At 71.0% G+C, this 17,274-nt stretch carries 18 protein-coding genes; 10 read left to right on the top strand and 8 right to left on the bottom strand.

Translation table 11 applies throughout. The annotated features are described in order from the left end of the window. Positions 1-186 precede the first annotated feature (186 nt). The 7 genes from AB5L52_RS16990 (at position 187) to AB5L52_RS16960 (ending at position 6,974) form a co-directional block, all read left to right on the top strand. A complete protein-coding gene (locus tag AB5L52_RS16990) occupies positions 187-1,713 on the top strand; it encodes an ABC transporter ATP-binding protein (RefSeq protein ID WP_351021652.1) in 1,527 nt (508 codons plus the stop codon). Continuing rightward, complete coding sequence (locus tag AB5L52_RS16985) at positions 1,710-2,834, top strand: ABC transporter permease (protein WP_351021335.1); 1,125 nt, start codon at positions 1,710-1,712, stop codon at positions 2,832-2,834. The genes AB5L52_RS16990 and AB5L52_RS16985 overlap by 4 nt, the downstream gene beginning before the upstream one ends. After that, complete coding sequence (locus tag AB5L52_RS16980; protein ID WP_351021333.1) at positions 2,834-4,120, top strand: ABC transporter permease; 1,287 nt, start codon at positions 2,834-2,836, stop codon at positions 4,118-4,120. Before AB5L52_RS16985 ends, AB5L52_RS16980 begins: the two co-directional genes overlap by 1 nt. Continuing rightward, positions 4,117-4,521, top strand: a complete 405-nt coding sequence (locus tag AB5L52_RS16975) for a cytidine deaminase (protein ID WP_351021331.1) — start codon at positions 4,117-4,119, stop codon at positions 4,519-4,521. The genes AB5L52_RS16980 and AB5L52_RS16975 overlap by 4 nt, the downstream gene beginning before the upstream one ends. Positions 4,522-4,597: 76 nt before the next feature. Beyond that, positions 4,598-5,881: a thymidine phosphorylase gene (locus tag AB5L52_RS16970; RefSeq protein WP_351561700.1), complete on the top strand. Its 1,284-nt coding sequence runs from the start codon at positions 4,598-4,600 to the stop codon at positions 5,879-5,881. Positions 5,882-5,976: 95 nt separating this feature from the next. Then, complete coding sequence (locus AB5L52_RS16965; protein ID WP_351021327.1) at positions 5,977-6,561, top strand: Uma2 family endonuclease; 585 nt, start codon at positions 5,977-5,979, stop codon at positions 6,559-6,561. A 26-nt stretch (positions 6,562-6,587) separates the two neighbouring features. Continuing rightward, the gene (locus tag AB5L52_RS16960; protein ID WP_369364836.1) at positions 6,588-6,974 is read left to right on the top strand and encodes an STAS domain-containing protein; all 387 of its coding nucleotides are present in this window, start codon (positions 6,588-6,590) and stop codon (positions 6,972-6,974) included. Here AB5L52_RS16960 and AB5L52_RS16955 read toward each other — a convergent pair. Further along, on the bottom strand, positions 6,858-7,871 hold the full coding sequence (locus AB5L52_RS16955) for a sigma-70 family RNA polymerase sigma factor (protein WP_369364835.1): 1,014 nt from the start codon (positions 7,869-7,871) through the stop codon (positions 6,858-6,860). The two genes, AB5L52_RS16960 and AB5L52_RS16955, sit on opposite strands and share 117 nt — an antisense overlap. 228 nt (positions 7,872-8,099) lie before the next feature. Further along, positions 8,100-9,395: an MFS transporter gene (locus tag AB5L52_RS16950; protein WP_351021321.1), complete on the bottom strand. Its 1,296-nt coding sequence runs from the start codon at positions 9,393-9,395 to the stop codon at positions 8,100-8,102. Between the two features lie 62 nt (positions 9,396-9,457). On the opposite strand from AB5L52_RS16950, the gene AB5L52_RS16945 reads away from it, so the two are divergent. Beyond that, on the top strand, positions 9,458-10,420 hold the full coding sequence (locus tag AB5L52_RS16945; RefSeq protein ID WP_351561711.1) for a LysR substrate-binding domain-containing protein: 963 nt from the start codon (positions 9,458-9,460) through the stop codon (positions 10,418-10,420). 48 nt (positions 10,421-10,468) lie between these two features. Here AB5L52_RS16945 and AB5L52_RS16940 read toward each other — a convergent pair whose 3' ends face one another. Then, positions 10,469-11,230, bottom strand: coding sequence for a prolyl oligopeptidase family serine peptidase (locus AB5L52_RS16940; RefSeq protein ID WP_351021317.1), 762 nt, complete (start codon positions 11,228-11,230; stop codon positions 10,469-10,471). A gap of 145 nt (positions 11,231-11,375) precedes the next feature. Here AB5L52_RS16940 and AB5L52_RS16935 point away from each other — a divergent pair, with 145 nt between their 5' ends. Together AB5L52_RS16935 and AB5L52_RS16930 are read left to right on the top strand one after the other, a co-directional pair. Further along, positions 11,376-12,524 carry an adenosine deaminase gene (locus tag AB5L52_RS16935; RefSeq protein WP_369364832.1) on the top strand — a complete coding sequence of 383 codons (1,149 nt, stop codon included), beginning with the start codon at positions 11,376-11,378 and terminating at the stop codon, positions 12,522-12,524. 188 nt (positions 12,525-12,712) lie between these two features. Next, positions 12,713-13,117 carry an ATP-binding protein gene (locus AB5L52_RS16930; protein ID WP_351021313.1) on the top strand — a complete coding sequence of 135 codons (405 nt, stop codon included), beginning with the start codon at positions 12,713-12,715 and terminating at the stop codon, positions 13,115-13,117. Positions 13,118-13,198: 81 nt separating this feature from the next. On the opposite strand, the gene AB5L52_RS16925 is transcribed toward AB5L52_RS16930, so the two are convergent. From AB5L52_RS16925 to afsQ1, 5 genes are all read right to left on the bottom strand, one after another. Continuing rightward, the gene (locus AB5L52_RS16925) at positions 13,199-13,399 is read right to left on the bottom strand and encodes a PspC domain-containing protein (RefSeq protein ID WP_076087760.1); all 201 of its coding nucleotides are present in this window, start codon (positions 13,397-13,399) and stop codon (positions 13,199-13,201) included. A gap of 80 nt (positions 13,400-13,479) precedes the next feature. Then, positions 13,480-14,043 carry a VanZ family protein gene (locus AB5L52_RS16920; protein WP_369364830.1) on the bottom strand — a complete coding sequence of 188 codons (564 nt, stop codon included), beginning with the start codon at positions 14,041-14,043 and terminating at the stop codon, positions 13,480-13,482. A 165-nt stretch (positions 14,044-14,208) separates the two neighbouring features. After that, positions 14,209-14,811, bottom strand: coding sequence for a hypothetical protein (locus AB5L52_RS16915; RefSeq protein WP_351021309.1), 603 nt, complete (start codon positions 14,809-14,811; stop codon positions 14,209-14,211). Continuing rightward, positions 14,808-16,493, bottom strand: coding sequence for an ATP-binding protein (locus AB5L52_RS16910; RefSeq protein ID WP_369364828.1), 1,686 nt, complete (start codon positions 16,491-16,493; stop codon positions 14,808-14,810). Before AB5L52_RS16910 ends, AB5L52_RS16915 begins: the two co-directional genes overlap by 4 nt. Next, the gene (gene afsQ1, locus AB5L52_RS16905) at positions 16,490-17,167 is read right to left on the bottom strand and encodes a two-component system response regulator AfsQ1 (protein WP_351021305.1); all 678 of its coding nucleotides are present in this window, start codon (positions 17,165-17,167) and stop codon (positions 16,490-16,492) included. The genes AB5L52_RS16910 and afsQ1 overlap by 4 nt, the downstream gene beginning before the upstream one ends. Positions 17,168-17,274 lie beyond the last annotated feature (107 nt).

Raw genomic sequence — 17,274 nt, 5'->3', positions numbered from 1 at the left:
GACACAGGCTCGGCGCGGGGCGCCCTCAGGGAGCCCCTCGCCGAGCCATAACAATGTGTCAACTCTACGCGTGTAGCGTGGAGTTGCCGCGCTAGCGTCGCCGACGCCTGCCACCTCCCCTATGCAGCCCCTTTTCCCCGAGGAGAGTGCGCCATCAACGCGTCCAGCCCTCCCGCTGCCGTCGAACTGCGCGGCATCACCAAGCGTTTCCCCGGTGTCGTTGCCAACAAGGACATCGACATCACCGTCCGCACCGGAACCGTCCACGCCCTGTGCGGTGAGAACGGCGCCGGCAAGTCGACCCTGATGAAGATCCTCTACGGCATGCAGCAGCCGGACGAGGGCACCATCACGGTCAACGGGGAGCAGGTCGTCCTGCACAACCCCGGCGACGCCATCGCCCGCGGCATCGGCATGGTGCACCAGCACTTCATGCTCGCCGACAACCTCACCGTGCTGGAGAACGTCGTCCTCGGCGCGGAGAAGCTGTACGGCATCGGCGGCAAGGCCCGCGCCAAGATCAAGGAGATCTCGGACGCGTACAGCCTGAACGTCCGCCCGGACGTCCTCGTGGAGGAGCTGGGCGTCGCCGACCGCCAGCGCGTGGAGATCCTCAAGGTCCTCTACCGCGGCGCCAAGACCCTCATCCTCGACGAGCCGACCGCCGTGCTCGTGCCGCAGGAGGTCGACGCCCTCTTCGCCAACCTGCGCGAGCTGAAGGCCGAGGGCCTCACCGTCATCTTCATCTCCCACAAGCTGGGCGAGGTGCTCTCCGTCGCCGACGAGATCACCGTCATCCGGCGCGGTACGACGGTCGGCACGGTCGAGCCGCGGGGCACCACTCCCAAGCAGCTCGCCGAGCTGATGGTCGGCAGCGAGCTGCCCACCCCGGAGACCGCGGAGTCCACCGTCACGGACGTCCCGATGCTGAAGGTGGACGCGCTGCACCTCGCGCAGACCGACCTCGAGGGCATCGAGCGGATCATCCTGGACCAGATCTCCTTCACCATCCACAAGGGCGAGGTCCTCGGCATCGCCGGTGTGGAGGGCAACGGCCAGTCCGAGCTGGTCGAGGCGATCATGGGCATGCGCCACCCGGACGCGGGCGTGATCACGCTCGACGACGCCGACATCTCCCACGCCGCCACCCGCCACCGCCGCGAGGCCGGCATCGGCTACATCCCCGAGGACCGCCACCGCCACGGCCTGCTCCTCGAAGCCCCGCTGTGGGAGAACCGCATCCTCGGCCACGTCACCGAGAAGCCCAACTCCAAGGGCGGGCTCATCGACATCAAGGCCGCCCGCGCCGACACCGAGCGCATCGTCGAGGCGTACGACGTCCGCACCCCCGGTATCGACGTCACCGCGGCCTCGCTGTCCGGCGGCAACCAGCAGAAGCTGATCGTCGGCCGCGAGATGAGCCACAACCCCAAGCTGCTCATCGCCGCCCACCCCACCCGCGGTGTGGACGTCGGCGCCCAGGCCGCCATCTGGGACTACATCCGCGAGGCCCGCCGCGAGGGCATGGCCGTCCTGCTGATCTCCGCCGACCTGGACGAGCTGATCGGGCTCTCCGACACCCTGCGGGTGATGTACCGCGGCCGTCTGGTCGCCGACGCCGACCCCGCCACGATCACCCCCGAAGAGCTGGGCTCCGCCATGACGGGTGCGGCCACCGGCCACCTGGAGCACACAGAGGACGACGAGCGATGAACAAGCTGACCCAACGCATCGACAAGGAGCGGCTGCTCCTCGGCATCGCCGCGCCGCTGCTCGCGGTCGTCGCCGCGCTCGTCGTCACCGCCCTGGTGATCCTCGCGACCGGCAAGAACCCCGGCAGCGCGTTCAGCGACATGGTGACCTACGGCTTCGCCAGCGACAGCCAGGTCTACATCCTGAACAAGGCGACGACGTACTACCTCGCGGGTGTCTCGGTGGCCATCGGCTTCCGGATGAACCTGTTCAACATCGGTGTCGACGGCCAGTACCGGCTCGCCGCGTTCGTCGCCGGCGTCCTCGGCGGCGCGCTGACCATGCCCGGCTGGATCGCCATCCCGCTGATCATGATCTGCGCCATGGGGACCGGCGCCCTGTGGGCCGCCATCGCCGGCATCCTCAAGGTGACCCGGGGCGTCAGCGAGGTCATCGCGACCATCATGCTGAACTCGATCGCCACCGCGATCATCGCCTACCTCCTCCAGCCCGGAAGGCTCGGCGAACTCCAGCAGGGCGGCACCCTGGTCTCCACCAAGCCGCTGCCGTCGTCGTCGTACTTCTTCACCATCAACACGGGCCCGGCCGGCATCCTCGACGGCTTCATCATCGTCGCCGTGGTGGTCGGTCTCGCGTACTGGTTCGTGCTCGGCCGCACCCGCTTCGGCTTCGACCTGCGCACCGTCGGCCAGTCCGAGTCCGCGGCCTCCGCGAGCGGTGTGTCGGTGAAGAAGATGGTCGCCACCAGCATGATCATCTCGGGTGCGGTGGCCGGTCTGGTCGGCCTGCCCACCCTGCTCAACGAGAGCCACCAGTACGACGCGAGCTTCCCCACCGGCATCGGCTTCACCGGCATCGCCATCGCGCTGCTCGGCCGTAACAACCCGATCGGCATCGCACTCGGCGCCCTGCTGTGGGGCTTCCTGGAGCGCACCACCAACCACCTGGAGTTCCAGGGCTACGACAAGGAGATCCTCGGCGTCATCGAGGGCGTCATCGTCCTCTGCGTCGTGATCGCCTACGAGGTCGTCCGCCGCTACGGCCTCAAGCGCCAGCAGCAGAAGGTCGGCGCGGAACTCGCCGCTCAGGCCGCCGCGACGAAGAAGCAGGAGGTGGCGTGATGACTGCCACGATGACCGACACGCCGCCCCCCGCGGCCCCCAAGGCGGCGGGCGCCCCCCAGAGCACGGGCCGGTCGCTGGGCCAGATCCTCATGATCGTCGCCGGCGCCCTGCTGCTCGTCTCCGCCGTCCGCATGATCACCGGCTCCGACTCGCTCGACTCCGCCGGGCAGATCAGCGCCGCCCTCGGTCTCGCCGTGCCGATCGGCCTCGCCGGTCTCGCCGGCCTGTGGTCCGAGCGGTCCGGTGTGGTCAACATCGGCCTCGAGGGCATGATGATCCTCGGCACCTTCGGCGCCGGCTGGATCGGCTGGCAGTCCAGCCCCTGGCTCGGCCTGCTGATGGGCATCGCCTTCGGTGTCCTCGGCGGTCTGGTGCACGCCGTCGTCACCGTCACCTTCGGCGTCGACCACATCGTCTCCGGTGTCGCGATCAACCTGCTCGCGCTCGGCGCCACCCAGTACCTCGCCAAGCTGTTCTTCAACACCGGCAAGGCGGCCGACGCGGGCGGCAACCCCAAGCAGTCCCCGCCGGTCGACTCGCTGCCCCAGGTCACCGTGCCCGGCCTGTCCAGCGGCCTGAACTCGATCGAGAAGCACCACTGGTTCCTGGTCTCCGACCTCGCCGGCATCCTCGGCGGCCTGGTCACCAACCTGTCCGTGGTGACGATCATCGCCGTGCTGCTGTTCGTCGGCAGCTGGTGGCTGCTGTGGCGCACGCCGTTCGGTCTGCGGCTGCGCTCCTGCGGCGAGAACCCGACCGCCGCGGAGTCGCTCGGCGTCAACGTGTACTCGTACAAGTACGTGGCCGTAGCCGTCTCCGGTGGCCTCGCCGGCCTCGGCGGCGCCTTCCTGGCCCTGGTCACCTCGCACACCTACCTGGAGGGCCAGACCGGTGGCCGCGGCTACATCGGCCTCGCGGCGATGATCTTCGGCAACTGGCGTCCGGGCGGCCTGGCGATGGGCGCCGGCCTGTTCGGCTACTCCGACGCGCTCCAGCTGCGCAACGGCGGTACGACCGTGCACGCGCTGCTGCTCCTGCTGGTGGTCCTGCTCGTGGCCCTGGCAGGCTGGAAGCTGTACCGCAAGGCGATGCTGCAGGGCCTGATCAGTCTCGTCATGGCCGCGGTGATCCTGGTCTGGTACCTGCTCACCGACACGGTCCCGAGCGACTTCGTGGGCGCCACCCCGTACGTCGTCACCCTGCTGGTGCTGTCCCTGTCGGCGCAGCGCCTGCGGATGCCGAAGGCGGACGGTATGCGCTACCGGAAGGGCCAGGGCAAGTGACACAGCAAGCCGCCGAGTTCGACTGGGAGGCGCTCAGGGAGGTGGCGCGGGAGGCGATGTCCCACGCCTACGCCCCCTACTCCGGCTTCCCGGTCGGTGTGGCGGCCCGGGTCGACGACGGCCGCACGGTCACCGGCTGCAATGTGGAGAACGCCTCCTACGGCCTCGGACTGTGCGCCGAGTGCGGCCTGGTCTCGGATCTGCAGCGCTCGGGCGGCGGCCGCCTCACGCACTTCACCTGCGTGGACGGCACGGGCGCCCTGCTCGTGCCGTGCGGCCGCTGCCGCCAGCTGCTGTACGAGTTCGGCGGCCCGGACCTCCTCATGGACACCCCGGCGGGCGTCCTGCCCCTCTCCGAGATGCTGCCGCAGGCCTTCGGCCCGAACCATCTCACCAAGTAACGCCGTACGGCCCCTCCGAGCGCTGGTTTCGCCTTCGGAGGGGCCGTACGTTTCGCACTTCTTCGAAGGGAACGCCATGGCCATGGACGCCATCTCCGTCATCCGCACCAAGCGGGACCGCGGCGAGCTGACCGACGAACAGATCGACTGGGTCATCGACGCGTACACCCGCGGCGAGGTCGCCGACGAGCAGATGTCCGCGCTCGCCATGGCGATCCTGCTCAACGGCATGAACCGGCGCGAGATCGCCCGCTGGACGGCGGCGATGATCGCCTCCGGCGAGCGCATGGACTTCTCGGCCCTGTCCCGCCCGACGGCCGACAAGCACTCTACGGGCGGCGTCGGCGACAAGATCACCCTGCCGCTGGCCCCGCTCGTCGCGGCCTGCGGCGCCGCGGTCCCGCAGCTCTCGGGCCGGGGCCTCGGCCACACCGGCGGGACCCTGGACAAGCTGGAGTCGATCCCCGGCTGGCGCGCGCTGCTCTCGAACGAGGAGATGCTGCACGTCCTGGACACGACGGGCGCGGTGATCTGCGCGGCGGGCGACGGCCTGGCCCCGGCGGACAAGAAGCTGTACGCGCTGCGGGATGTGACCGGCACGGTGGAGGCGATCCCGCTGATCGCCTCGTCCATCATGTCGAAGAAGATCGCCGAGGGCACGGGCTCGCTGGTGCTGGACGTGAAGGTGGGCAGCGGCGCCTTCATGAAGACGCTGGACGACGCCCGCGAACTGGCGTCGACGATGGTCGGCCTCGGCACGGACCACGGAGTGAAGACGGTCGCCCTCCTGACAGACATGTCGACCCCGCTCGGCCTCACGGCGGGCAACGCGCTGGAGGTCCGCGAGTCGGTGGAGGTCCTGGCCGGCGGCGGCCCCGCGGACGTGGTCGAGCTGACGATCGCCCTGGCCCGCGAAATGCTGGACGCGGCGGGCGTGAAGGACGCCGACCCGGCGAAGGCCCTGGCCGACGGCTCGGCGATGGACGTCTGGCGCCGGATGATCGCGGCCCAGGGCGGCGACCCGGACGCGGCGCTGCCCACGTCCCGCGAACAGCACGTGATCAAGGCCCCGTCCTCCGGCGTCCTGACCCGCCTCGACGCCTACGACATCGGTGTCGCCGCCTGGCGCCTGGGCGCCGGCCGCGCCCGCAAGGAGGACCCGGTGCAGGCGGCGGCAGGCATCGAGATGCACGCCAAGCCGGGCGACACCGTGACCGAGGGCCAGCCCCTCCTCACCCTCCACACCGACACCCCCGAGCGCTTCGAGTACGCGCTGCAGTCGGTGGAGGGCTCGTACGACATCGCGGCCCCCGGCACCGACTTCACGGCATCGCCGGTGGTGCTGGAGCGCATCGCCTGAACAGGTAGTTTCTCGTTCGGGTGAAGGGGATCGGTGGACCCGCACCGGTCCCCTTCGGCATGCTGGGATCGGTGACGCACCGATAGGAGACCGCCATGAGCGCACTCACCGTGAGCCAGGACCCCGACCAGAACTGGGACGACCTCGTCCGGTACTGGGAGGAGATGGAATGGCCCGAGGGCAGCAAGGTGGAGATCATTGAGGGGATCATCACCGTGTCACCTTCTCCCGCGTTCCGCCACAACGTGATCGCGGAACGTATCCAGCGTCGCCTCTACTCCGTGATTCCGGACGACTGGGGGATCTTCCAGACACTGTCGATCGCCGTACCGTCACGGCTGGGCATGCTCGTCCCGGACCTGCTGGTCATGCCGGTGCAGGAGCACCTGGAGACGGACTCCTACGTCCCCGCCGCCCTCGCCGAACTCGTCGTCGAAGTGACCTCCAAGTCCAACGCCCGCCACGACCGCGTCAGCAAGGCCGCCGCCTACGCCACCGCCGGGATCCCGCTCTACCTCCTCATCGACCGCTGGGCCCCCGGAGGCCCCACCGCGACCCTCTACGGGGAACCGAAGGGCGATGTCTACCGGGTCCTCAGCGCCGTGAAGTTCGGCGATCCCATCAAGCTCCCGGCGCCGTTCGACGTCACGATCGACACCGGCGAGTTCCCCGTCGACTGACCTCACCTCGGGCCCTTGCCGAGGCGATGAGTTCGGTGTGCCCCGTCGGTCTACCGCACGTGGATGCCGAAACTCCCGCCGTGCTCGTGCCGGCCGGCCCCGTCGCCCGGGACGCGGTGGCGGCGCTGTGTGAGCAGGTGCGGACGAGGGTGGCGGGGGACGGGGAGCGGGTCGCCGTGTGTGATGTGGCCGGGGTCGGGCCGCCGGGGCTGGGGGTGGTGGATCTCCTGGCCCGGCTGGAGCTGGCCGCCCGCCGCAGTGGCGGGCGGATCCGGCTGCGGGACCCCGATCCCGCGCTACTCGGCCTGCTCGGCCTCGTCGGGCTCCGCTTCCAGGTGGAGGGGCAGGCCGAAGAGCGGGAACCACCGCTTGGTGTCGAGGAAGCAGTGGAAACCGGTGATCCGGCCGTCTGACAGCTCCAGCACCTGCACGGCCCAGGGGCTGAAACCGCCCTTCTCCTCGTCCGGCTTGTAGTGCGCGAACCCCGGCAGGCCGTTGACCTGCACCGGCAGCAGACGGGAACCGGCGCAGGAGGCACCGAGGGTGGTCATGAAACCGGTGATGTCACCCGGGCCGCGCAGCCACAGGTCGAACGGCGGCATCGTCATGACGGCGTCCTCGTGGAGCAGCGCCGTGAGCGCCGTCATGTCGTAGCCCTCGAAGGCTTTGACATACCGCTCCAGGAGTCTTTGCTGCTCCTCGTCCAGCGGGTCGGACACCGCGCCCTCGTCACCCGTGTCCGCGCGCTCCGCGAGCGTGGCCCGGGCCCGCTGCAGCGCGCTGTTGACCGAGGCGACCGAGGTGCCCAGCAGCTCGGCGACCTCGCTCGCCTTCCAGGCCAGCACCTCGCGCAGGATCAGCACCGCCCGCTGCTTGGGCGGCAGTTGCTGCAGGGCCGCCATGAAGGCCAGCCGGATCGACTCCTTGGCCACCGCCGCCTCCGCCGGGTCGTCGACCGACGGCAGTACGCGTGCGTCCGGCACCGGCTCCAGCCAGGTGTTGTCCGGGCGGGGGGACAGGGCCACCTGGGCGAGCGGCGTCGACTCGGTGAGGTCCATCGGCCGCGCCCGCTTGTTGCCCGCCGTCAGCATGTCCAGGCACACGTTCGTCGCGATCCGGTACAGCCACGAGCGCAGCGAGGAGCGGCCCTCGAACTTCTCGTAGCTCCGCCAGGCCCGTACCAGGGTGTCCTGCACCGCGTCCTCGGCCTCGAAGGAGGAGCCGAGCATCCGGTAGCAGTACCCGGTCAGCTCGGTCCGGTGTTTCTCCAGTGCGACGTCGAGGTCCGCCGTCGCCGTGCCCTTGCCCATCGTCCACCCACCCCTGTGGCCGGTCCTGTGACGCTCCTTCGCGCCACTTGGGAAGCTACCGCAGGGCACTGACAATGGCGCCCGGAGTGCGTAGAAGTGCAGGTGAGGGGTGGTGTGCCGGAGAACTCGGGTGGTGCGGTCCGCGGGCGGCCGCGGCTTCGCCGCGTGGTCGCCCGCACCCACGCGGCGAAGCCGCCCATCGATACGGCCCGCGCCCCCGAGGGCGCCTCAGTGTGCGTTGGCCACCAGCGAACTCCGGGCCGCCACCCGGGCCGCCCGGGTGCCGAACACCGTGATGGTGACGACGCCCAGCACCGCCAGCAGTCCCACGCCGACCGTGCCGCTCCAGCCCTCCGTGTGGAAGGCCGTCGCACCGACCATGCTGCCGGCGCTGGAGCCGATGTAGTACATGGACTGGTACAGGGCCGAGGCCTGGGCGCGGCCCTCGGTGGCCGTCTTGCTGACCGCCGAGGAGGCGACCGCGTGGCCCGCGAAGAAGCCCGCCGTGATCAGCACCAGGCCCAGCAGGACCAGCGGCAGCGCGGGAGCCAGCGAGAGCAGCAGGCCCGCCGCCGTCGTACCGCCCGCCAGATACAGCGCGCCCCGGCGGCCGAGCCGGCCCACCAGCCGGCCCGCCACGGACGCGGAGACCGTGCCCACCAGATAGACCAGGAAGATCGAGCCCGCGATGCCCTGCGGCAGCCCGAACGGCGCCTCGGTCAGCCGGTAGCCGATCACCGTGTAGACCCCGCCGAACACCGTCATGAACAGCGCGCCGATCGCGTACAGCCTGCGCAACAGCGGGTTCGCGAGATGGTCGCGGACCGTGCCGAGCAGGACGCGGGGCCGCAGCGAGCCCGCCGTGAAGTGCCGCGGAGCCGGCAGCAGCAACCGGAACGCCACCGCACAGCCGACCGCGATCACGCCGATCGCCCCGACGGCGACCCGCCAGCCCCACTCCTGGGCCACCCAGCCCGTGATCACCCGGCCGCTCATGCCGCCGACGCTGTTGCCCGCGACGAACAGGCCGATCGCCGTGATCAGCGCCTTCGGCCGGACCTCCTCGGCCAGATAGGCCTGCGCCGAGGCCGGCAGACCGGCGAGCGCCGCGCCCTGCACCGCCCGCAGCACCACCAGCGCGCCGAGCGACGGCGCGAACGGCACCAGCATGCCGACCGTGACCGCGACGGCCAGCGAGGCCGTCATCACCGTACGGCGGCCGTAGCGCTCGGACAGGGCGCTCATCGGCAGTACGAACAGGGCCAGTCCGCCGGTCGCGGCCGCCACCGTCCAGCTCGCCTCGCCCGGCGCGACCCCGAACTCACCGGAGATCAGCGGGAGCAGGGCCTGGGTCGAATACAGGAGGGCGAAGGTCGCGACTCCGGCGAGGAAGAGGGCGAGGCTCATCCGGCGATAGCCGGGGCCGCCCGGGGTCATACGGGTGTCGGAGTCGGTGGCGTCGACGGACGGGACGGGCAGGGTGGCGCCCACGGTGGTGGACGCCCCGGTACTGGCGGGAGACATACCTCGACCGTATGGACGGGCCACTCATCCGTCCAATGCATGGACTGGCCATAATCGTTCCCATGGCGCATCAGCAAAGCTCACAGGCTCGCCTGTCATCGAACAGTGACACAGAAGACATGTCTGAGATGTCGAGGGTGCTCGCGCCCCGCCTCGCCTACTTCGCCGGCGTGGCCCGCACCGAGCACGTCACCCGGGCCGCCCACGAGCTGAACGTCCCGCAGTCCACCCTCTCCCGTGCGATGGCCCGCCTGGAGCAGGACCTGGGCGTCGACCTGTTCGCCCGGCACGGCCGTACGGTCTCGCTGACCCCCGCGGGGCGCACCTTCCTCACCTCAGTCGAACGCGCACTCGCCGAGGTCGAGCGGGCCGTCGAAGAAGTGCGCGCCGACACCGACCCGGCCGCCGGCAAGGTCGCCTTCGGCTTTCTGCACACCATGGGCGCCGAGACCGTCCCCGGCCTCCTCCACGCCTTCCGCGCCGACCACCCGCGCGTCCGCTTCAGCCTGGTCCAGAACTACGGCGAGGCCATGCTGGAGCGCCTGCGCGCCGGTGAGCTGGACCTCTGTCTGACCTCGCCGGTGCCCGACGCCCCCGACCTGGTCGCGCGCCGCCTCGACGAGCAGAAACTCCGCCTGGTCGTCCCCGCCGACCACCGCCTGGCCGCCCGTCGCCGCATCCGCCTCGCCGAGGCGGCCGAGGAAACCTTCGTCACCCTGGAACCCGGTTACGGCCTCCGCCGGATCTTCGACGCCCTGTGCCGAGAGGCCGGCTTCCGCCCGCGAGTCGCCTTCGAGGGCGAGGAGGCCGAGACCCTGCGGGGCCTGGTGGCGGCGGGCCTGGGGGTCGCCCTCCTGCCCCCGCCCACGGTCCCGCGGCCGGGGGTGGTGGAACTGACGGTGACAGCCCCGAGGGCGGTCCGGGAGGTGGGTGTCGCCTGGCTGGCGGGCCGCCCGGACACACCCCCGGTGGCGGCCTTCAAGAAGTTCCTGCTGTCAAGAAGGGGCAACTTGCTGCCCACCTGAGGGGCAACCTGCTGCCCACCTGAGGGGCGAAGACGACATCCCCGGGCCCTACCACCGCAAAGACCGGCCGAATCCCACAGCCAGCGGCATCCGAAGCCCGATGGGCGGCGGAGCCGCCAGCGCATCCTCGACAGGCCGCGACACATGGTGCCCGAACAGCGCCCCCATCATGAAGTCGACGGCCAGATGGGCGACTTCATCCCGATGCCCGTTGAACCCGTGTCCGTCGGAGTGCACTTCGAACCGGCACACCTCCCGGTTCGCCTTCTTCGCCCGCGCCGCGTAGCGGAACGACAGCTCGGGGTCGGTCCGTTCGTCGTTCGTGCCGTGCACGATCAGCACCCGGCGCCCGGCCAGCTGCCGCACCGGCTCGGCGGGCGCGGCCACATCGTCCTCCGGGAGCCAAGGGGCAAGCGCCACGACCGAGTTGACGGCTTCGTGCCCGCCGGCCCGCAGTGCCGCCCGTCCGCCCATGTCCACTCCGACGAGGCATACGGGGACGTCGCCGTACCGTCGTACGACCTCGTCGGCGGCCCACTCCGCGTCCGCCGCCAGGTGGGCCTCGCTGCCGTTCCAGCCGCGGTACCGGTAGTGGACGGTATGGACGGCCAGCCCCTCGGCCCGCCCGGCGCGAGCGAGCCGGCGGCTCAGCGAGCGCAGCGTGATCGTCGCCCATACGGGGGACGGCTTGCGGGCGGAGACCTCCTCCCCGCCGGGGAGCAGCAGGACCGCTCCGCTCACCGCCGTCGGCGCCGGGCCGACCGCCTTCCCCAGCCCGGCCGTGCGGACCGGTGTCGCTTGCTGTCCCATGACAGAACAGTGTCAGAAGGGGCGGTGTACGAAACCCGTACATGCGGTCACCGTTGCGTATCGACGGGAAAGCGCCGGAAAAGTGCTGTGAACGAGCCGACGCGTTCACCGGGCCCTCTACGCGCGTAGGCGTTACAGTGCGGAGATGACGAGCGAGACCGCACCGACCGGGACCGTCTCGGCGAGTGTCCCGGCGCACGTTCCGACGCCGGACCAGATCCGCCGCGCACCCAAGGTTCTGCTGCACGATCATCTCGATGGCGGGCTCCGCCCCGGAACCGTCGTCGAACTCGCCCGGGAATCCGGCTACTCGGAGCTTCCCGAGGCCGATCCGGACAAGCTGGGCATCTGGTTCCGCGAGGCCGCCGACTCCGGCTCGCTGGAACGCTATCTGGAGACCTTCACACACACCGTCGGCGTGATGCAGACCCGGGAGGCGCTCGTCCGCGTCGCCCGGGAGTGCGCCGAGGACCTCGCCGAGGACGGGGTCGTCTACGCCGAGGTGCGCTACGCCCCCGAGCAGCATCTGGAGGGCGGGCTGACCCTGGAGGAGGTGGTCGAGGCCGTCAACGAAGGGTTCCGGCAGGGCGAGCGGCTCGCCCGGGAGAACGGCCGTCGTATCCGGGTCGGTGCCCTGCTGACCGCCATGCGGCACGCGGCCCGCTCCCTGGAGATCGCCGAACTCGCCAACCGCTACCGGGACGCCGGCGTCGTCGGCTTCGACATCGCCGGCGCCGAGGCCGGCTACCCGCCCACCCGGCACCTGGACGCCTTCGAGTACCTCAAGCGCGAGAACAACCACTTCACCATCCACGCCGGAGAGGCCTTCGGGCTGCCGTCCATCTGGCAGGCGCTGCAGTGGTGCGGCACCGACCGGCTCGGGCACGGTGTGCGGATCATCGACGACATCGAGGTCCGCGAGGACGGCTCGGTGCGGCTCGGCCGCCTGGCGTCGTACGTCCGTGACAAGCGGATCCCGCTGGAGCTGTGCCCCAGCTCCAACCTGCAGACCGGGGCCGCGCCCTCGTACGCCGAGCACCCGATCGGGCTGCTGCGCCGGCTGCACTTCCGGGCCACCGTGAACACCGACAACCGGTTGATGTCGCACACGAGCATGAGCCAGGAATTCGCGCATCTCGTCGACGCCTTCGGTTACACGCTCGAGGATCTGCAGTGGTTCTCCGTCAATGCCATGAAATCGGCGTTCATTCCTTTCGATGAACGGCTGGCGATGATTAATGACGTCGTCAAACCCGGATATGCGGAGCTGAAATCCGAATGGCTGTTTCAGTAGACGGCCTCCACCAGGGCATCTGGCGGGACTGAGAGATAGGGGCGGTGCGAGGGGGCTCGGGTTGTGAACAGCGCGTTCACAACCCGTCCGCATTTCGGTGTTTGCGGCGAGTGTTCGGCCGTGTTTACGGTCGAGGACCATTCATCGTTTTTGTTCCCCCGCCCCCTCGTTTCAAGGATGCATTTACCATGAAGCACTCCGCTGTCAGGACTCTCGGTGTCGCCGCTCTCGGTGCCGCCTTCGCCGCCCTCGGCGCGGGCGCGGCGGGCGCGGCCACGGCCGTCCCGGACGCGACCCCCCCGGCGCTGGACACCGTCACCCAGACTCTGCCGGGCGAGAACGTAGCCACGGCTCAGCCGGGCACCGCCGGCGCCCTGACCCGTGGGCAGGACGCCCTCAGCCGTGGCCAGGACGCCCTGGGCGCCGGGGTGGCCGCCACGCGGCCGGCCGTCGAGAACGCGCTGCAGGGCGGGCCGACCGCGCCGCTCCACAGCCGCATCGGCGGACTGCAGGCGCCGAGCCTGCCCGCGCAGGGCTTGCCGACGCAGGGGCTGCCCACGCCAGGGCTGCCGAAGGGGGTCACGCTCGGCTGACGTCCACCGCCTGCCGCACTACGCCGTCGGGGCGCTCCGGTCCGGTCCGGGAGCGCCCCGACGGCGTAGTGCGCAGAGCGGTCACCAGGCGGTGCGGGTCTTGTCCTCGGCCGGCAGCAGGATCCACAGCGCTATGTAGAGCAGGAACTGCGGGCCGGGCAGCAGGCAGGACAGCAGGAAGATCACCCGCATCGTCGTCGCGGAGGTGCCGAAGCGCCGGGCCAGCGCTGCGCACACTCCACCGATCATGCGGCCGTGGGTGGGACGGGCAAGGGCGGTCATGACGGCTCCTCCGTGGTCGTCGATTCGCTGTCCTTCAGCTGCTTTCGACGATACGGAGACGAACCGGGCGAAGCGTCACTCTACGGAGCTATTCCGACCCTGGGAATCGTCGGGGTGCGCCCCTGAGACAGCTCCTCCTGGACGGTGCCGGGCCGGGCCTCGGCGTCGTCGCCCGGCTCCCGCCGCCTGCGCAGCCGGGCGCGGCCCGCGGGCACGACGAGCAGGTGGGCCAGGAGCACGCCGGCGGTGTTGAGCAGCAGCGAGTCGACGTCGACCACCCTGCCGGGTACGCCGGTCTGCAGCAGGGCGATACCGGCGGAGATCAGGGCGCCGGCGGCGGTCGTACGGATCAGGGAGGCGAGCGGGGAGACGTCGAGCCTGCCGTGGGCCATCGGCAGCAGCACGCCCAGCGGGGCGAGCAGGGCGAGGCCCTCGCCGAGGGGCCGGGCGGCCTGCGGCCAGCCCAGGGCCAGGTCGGCGCGGATGCCGGCCAGGGGGTGCACGTTGGGCGGTGTCACCCAGGGCACGTCCAGAGGGCGCAGCATCAGCCAGGCGACGAGGGCGAGATGGGCGGCGAGGAGGATGCCGCCGGTCGCCCGGATGCGGATCGCGGCGCTGCCGCCGATGGAGCCTTGACGCTGCACGCCACCCAAGACGCGGCGCCGGGCCTTGGCGGTTCCGGGGGAGCCTGCGCTTCTTGGGCACCCGCTGGTCGTGCCCATGCGGCGGAGCCGCATATTGATACAGCCCGCGTCGATACAGTCCCGCGCCCCTTCGGGAGCTGCCGTGCCGTCGGCCCGGGACCCCTGCTACCTGCCCGCGACCCCGCTGGTGGGCGGCGCGTTGGTGCCCGGGCGGTCGCGGACGTCCGTGGTGCATTCGTAGCGGTGGAGGGGCCCGGTGTCGGGGCCGCCCAGGATGACCGAGCCGTCGCCTTCCGTGGCCGCCGAGTCGGACAGGGTGCAGACCAGCTGGGCGAGGGCGTAGGAGGTGAGACGGGACGGGGCCGTGCTCAGGCGGAGCGCGTCCTCGGGGTCCCTGGGGTGCGGTCCGGTCACGCTCAGCGCGCCCGGCACATAGGTCGTATAGCCCGCGGAGCGCTCCGCGGGCGACGGGGACGCCGCGAGCTGGTCCAGCAGGCCCTGCGCCACGATCACCCGGCGCCGGGCGTCCGGGGTGCCCACCGGGACGCGTACCGTCCGGTCGACGGCCACCAGGGACGCCCCGCAGAGCAGGAAGACCTGCACGGGGACGCCCTGCGTGCCCTGGGCGGACCGCTCCGGTCCGGCCAGCGAGCACGGCACCCGCGAGGGCGCGGCGCCGAAGTCGGTCGGCACCTGCGTGGAGCGGATGCCGCAGCCGCTGAGCAGCAGGCCCAGGAGGGGCAGCGCCAGCATGCGTCGTACGGTCACGACCCCTCCTTCCCTGAACATCCCGAGCTTCCCGAATTTCCTGCGTTGCCTGCGTTGCCTGCGTCTCCTGGAGCCGCTGGATTTCCTGCGGCGCCCTTGCCGCCGTTCCCGCCGTTCCCGTTCCCGCCGTTCTCGCCGTCGTCCGGCTCCTCCGTCAGCCGGGAGGCGTCCCGCGGCAGCCGCAGGGTGAACACCGCGCCGCCGTCGGGCGAGTTGGCGGCGGTGATCTCGCCGCCGTGGATGTGGGCGTTCTCCATGGCGATGGACAGGCCCAGGCCGCTGCCCTCGGAGCGCGGGCGGGAGGCGCTCGCCTTGTAGAAGCGGTCGAAGACGTGGGGGAGGACGTCCTCGGGGATGCCGGGGCCGTGGTCGCGGACCTGGATCACCATGTCGGCGTCCTCCGCGTCGGACACGCGCACCGACACCCGCACCGGCGACCCGCCGTGCTTGAGCGCGTTGCCGATCAGGTTGGCGAGGATGACGTCCAGGCGGCGCGGATCGAGGCGGGCGTGGATGCCGCGTTCGGCGTCCAGCTCGACCGCGTCCAGCCACGCGCGGGCGTCGATGCAGGCGGTGATCTGGTCGGCGACGTCGACGTCGTCCAGGACCAGCCGGGCGGTGCCCGCGTCGAAGCGGGTGACCTCCATCAGGTTCTCGACGAGGTCGTTGAGGCGGCGCGTCTCGCTGACGACCAGCCGGACGGCGGGCTCGATCATCGGGTCCATCGACCCCGACTCCGCCTCCAGCTCCTCCTCCAGCACCTCCGTCACCGCGGTGATCGCCGTCAGCGGGGTGCGCAGCTCATGGCTCATGTCCGCCACGAAGCGGCGGGACGCCTCGTCCCGCGCGGCCATCTCGGCGACCCGCTGCTCCAGCGCCTCGGCCGCGTTGTTGAACGTCCGGGAGAGGTCGGCGAGTTCGTCCGTGCCGGACACCCGCAGCCGGGTGTCCAGCCTGCCCTCGCCGAGCCGACGGGCGGCGACGCCCAGCCGGTGCACCGGCTTCAGTACGGTCGTGGCGGCGGCCTGCGCGAGCAGCGCGGCGCCGATCAGCGCGAGCCCGGTGGCGATGCCCAGCGACCAGGCCAGCGAGTCGAGGTCCTTCGCCTCCGGCTCCAGGGACTTGGCCATGTAGCCGGTCGGACCGCCGCCGATCACCTTCGAACCGGCCACCAGATACGGCGTGCCGTGCTCCACGACCCGCTGCCAGTACAGGTGGTACGGGTCCTTGTTGGTGTCGGACACCGCCTGCTGCTTGTTCACGGCCTTGCGCAGCGACTTCGGCACGTCCTCCAGCGAGAAGCCGTTGATGCCGCCCGAGTTGCCGTACACCGTCTTGCCGTGGGCGTCCTGGGCGACCAGGAGCACGCTGAAGCGCTGGCTGCTGGCCGCCATCTGGCCCGCCGCACGCTGCAGTTGGTCCTGCGTCGGATGCTCCGGCAGCGCGCCCGCGCGGTTCTGCATCTCCTGCCGGAAGTCACGCAGAACCGCGTCCTGGGCGCGGGTGAGCACCGCCTCCCGGTTCAGCCAGTACGCGATGCCCGACGCCGAGACGGCCGCCGTCAGCGCCACCAGCCCGAAGACGACGACCAGCCGCAGCCTGAGGCTGGTGAAGCGCAGTCGCGCCAGACTCTTCGCACGCCCCGCGGCCCAGCCGCGCAGCCCGCCGTGCTCTTCCGTCACTGAGGCGTGTCCAAGCGGTAGCCGACACCACGGACGGTACGGATCAGGGTCGGGGACGAGGGCACGTCCTCCACCTTGGCGCGCAGCCGCTGCACACACGCGTCCACCAGGCGCGAGTCACCCAGATAGTCGTGCTCCCACACCAGCCGCAGCAGCTGCTGGCGGGACAGCGCCTGACCGGGCCGCCGGCTGAGCTCCAGCAGCAGCCGCAGCTCGGTCGGGGTCAGCTGCAGATCCTCGCCGTTCTTCGTCACGGTCATCGCCGAACGGTCGATGATCACGTTGCCGAAGGTCGCCGAGTCGCTGGACTCGCGCTCCCCGCGCCGCAGCACGGCCCGGATCCGGGCGTCCAGCACCCGGCCCTGGACGGGTTTGACGACGTAGTCGTCGGCTCCCGACTCCAGCCCGACCACGACGTCGATGTCGTCGCTGCGCGCGGTCAGCAGGATGATCGGCAGCTGGTCGGTGCGCCGGATGCGCCGGCACACCTCGAAGCCGTCGATGCCGGGCAGCATGACGTCCAGCACGATCAGGTCGGGCCGCTGCTCGCGGAGCAGCTTCAGTCCGTCCTCACCGCTGGCAGCGGTCGCCACCCGGTGGCCCTGGCGCGTCAGAGAGAGCTCCAGGGCCGTCCGGATGGCGTCGTCGTCCTCGATCAGCAACAGGGAAGGCACGGGCTCATTCTGGCCCATGGACGGGGTGTCGTACGACCTGCGCGCACCAGGCCTTTCCTGCCGCCACCCACTGCGCACTTCCTGTGACAGCCCTGGGCAGGGCCCCT

Origin of the sequence: Streptomyces sp. CG4, assembly GCF_041080655.1 — a bacterium.
GTDB lineage: Bacteria > Actinomycetota > Actinomycetes > Streptomycetales > Streptomycetaceae > Streptomyces.
The sequence above is the reverse complement of the archived record's forward strand: the minus strand, read 5'-3'. Positions and strand labels throughout refer to the sequence as shown.

What these genes read in the sequence shown, in the direction of transcription:
- AB5L52_RS16945 (WP_351561711.1), top strand. Translation starts at nt 9,458, where the DNA reads ATGGCGCATCAGCAAAGCTCACAGGCTCGCCTGTCATCGAACAGTGAC.
- AB5L52_RS16950 (WP_351021321.1), bottom strand. Translation starts at nt 9,395, where the DNA reads ATGTCTCCCGCCAGTACCGGGGCGTCCACCACCGTGGGCGCCACCCTG.
- AB5L52_RS16930 (WP_351021313.1), top strand. Translation starts at nt 12,713, where the DNA reads ATGAAGCACTCCGCTGTCAGGACTCTCGGTGTCGCCGCTCTCGGTGCC.
- AB5L52_RS16970 (WP_351561700.1), top strand. Translation starts at nt 4,598, where the DNA reads ATGGCCATGGACGCCATCTCCGTCATCCGCACCAAGCGGGACCGCGGC.
- AB5L52_RS16960 (WP_369364836.1), top strand. Translation starts at nt 6,588, where the DNA reads ATGAGTTCGGTGTGCCCCGTCGGTCTACCGCACGTGGATGCCGAAACT.
- AB5L52_RS16955 (WP_369364835.1), bottom strand. Translation starts at nt 7,871, where the DNA reads ATGGGCAAGGGCACGGCGACGGCGGACCTCGACGTCGCACTGGAGAAA.
- AB5L52_RS16965 (WP_351021327.1), top strand. Translation starts at nt 5,977, where the DNA reads ATGAGCGCACTCACCGTGAGCCAGGACCCCGACCAGAACTGGGACGAC.
- AB5L52_RS16985 (WP_351021335.1), top strand. Translation starts at nt 1,710, where the DNA reads ATGAACAAGCTGACCCAACGCATCGACAAGGAGCGGCTGCTCCTCGGC.
- AB5L52_RS16925 (WP_076087760.1), bottom strand. Translation starts at nt 13,399, where the DNA reads ATGACCGCCCTTGCCCGTCCCACCCACGGCCGCATGATCGGTGGAGTG.
- AB5L52_RS16935 (WP_369364832.1), top strand. Translation starts at nt 11,376, where the DNA reads ATGACGAGCGAGACCGCACCGACCGGGACCGTCTCGGCGAGTGTCCCG.
- AB5L52_RS16940 (WP_351021317.1), bottom strand. Translation starts at nt 11,230, where the DNA reads ATGGGACAGCAAGCGACACCGGTCCGCACGGCCGGGCTGGGGAAGGCG.
- AB5L52_RS16980 (WP_351021333.1), top strand. Translation starts at nt 2,834, where the DNA reads ATGACTGCCACGATGACCGACACGCCGCCCCCCGCGGCCCCCAAGGCG.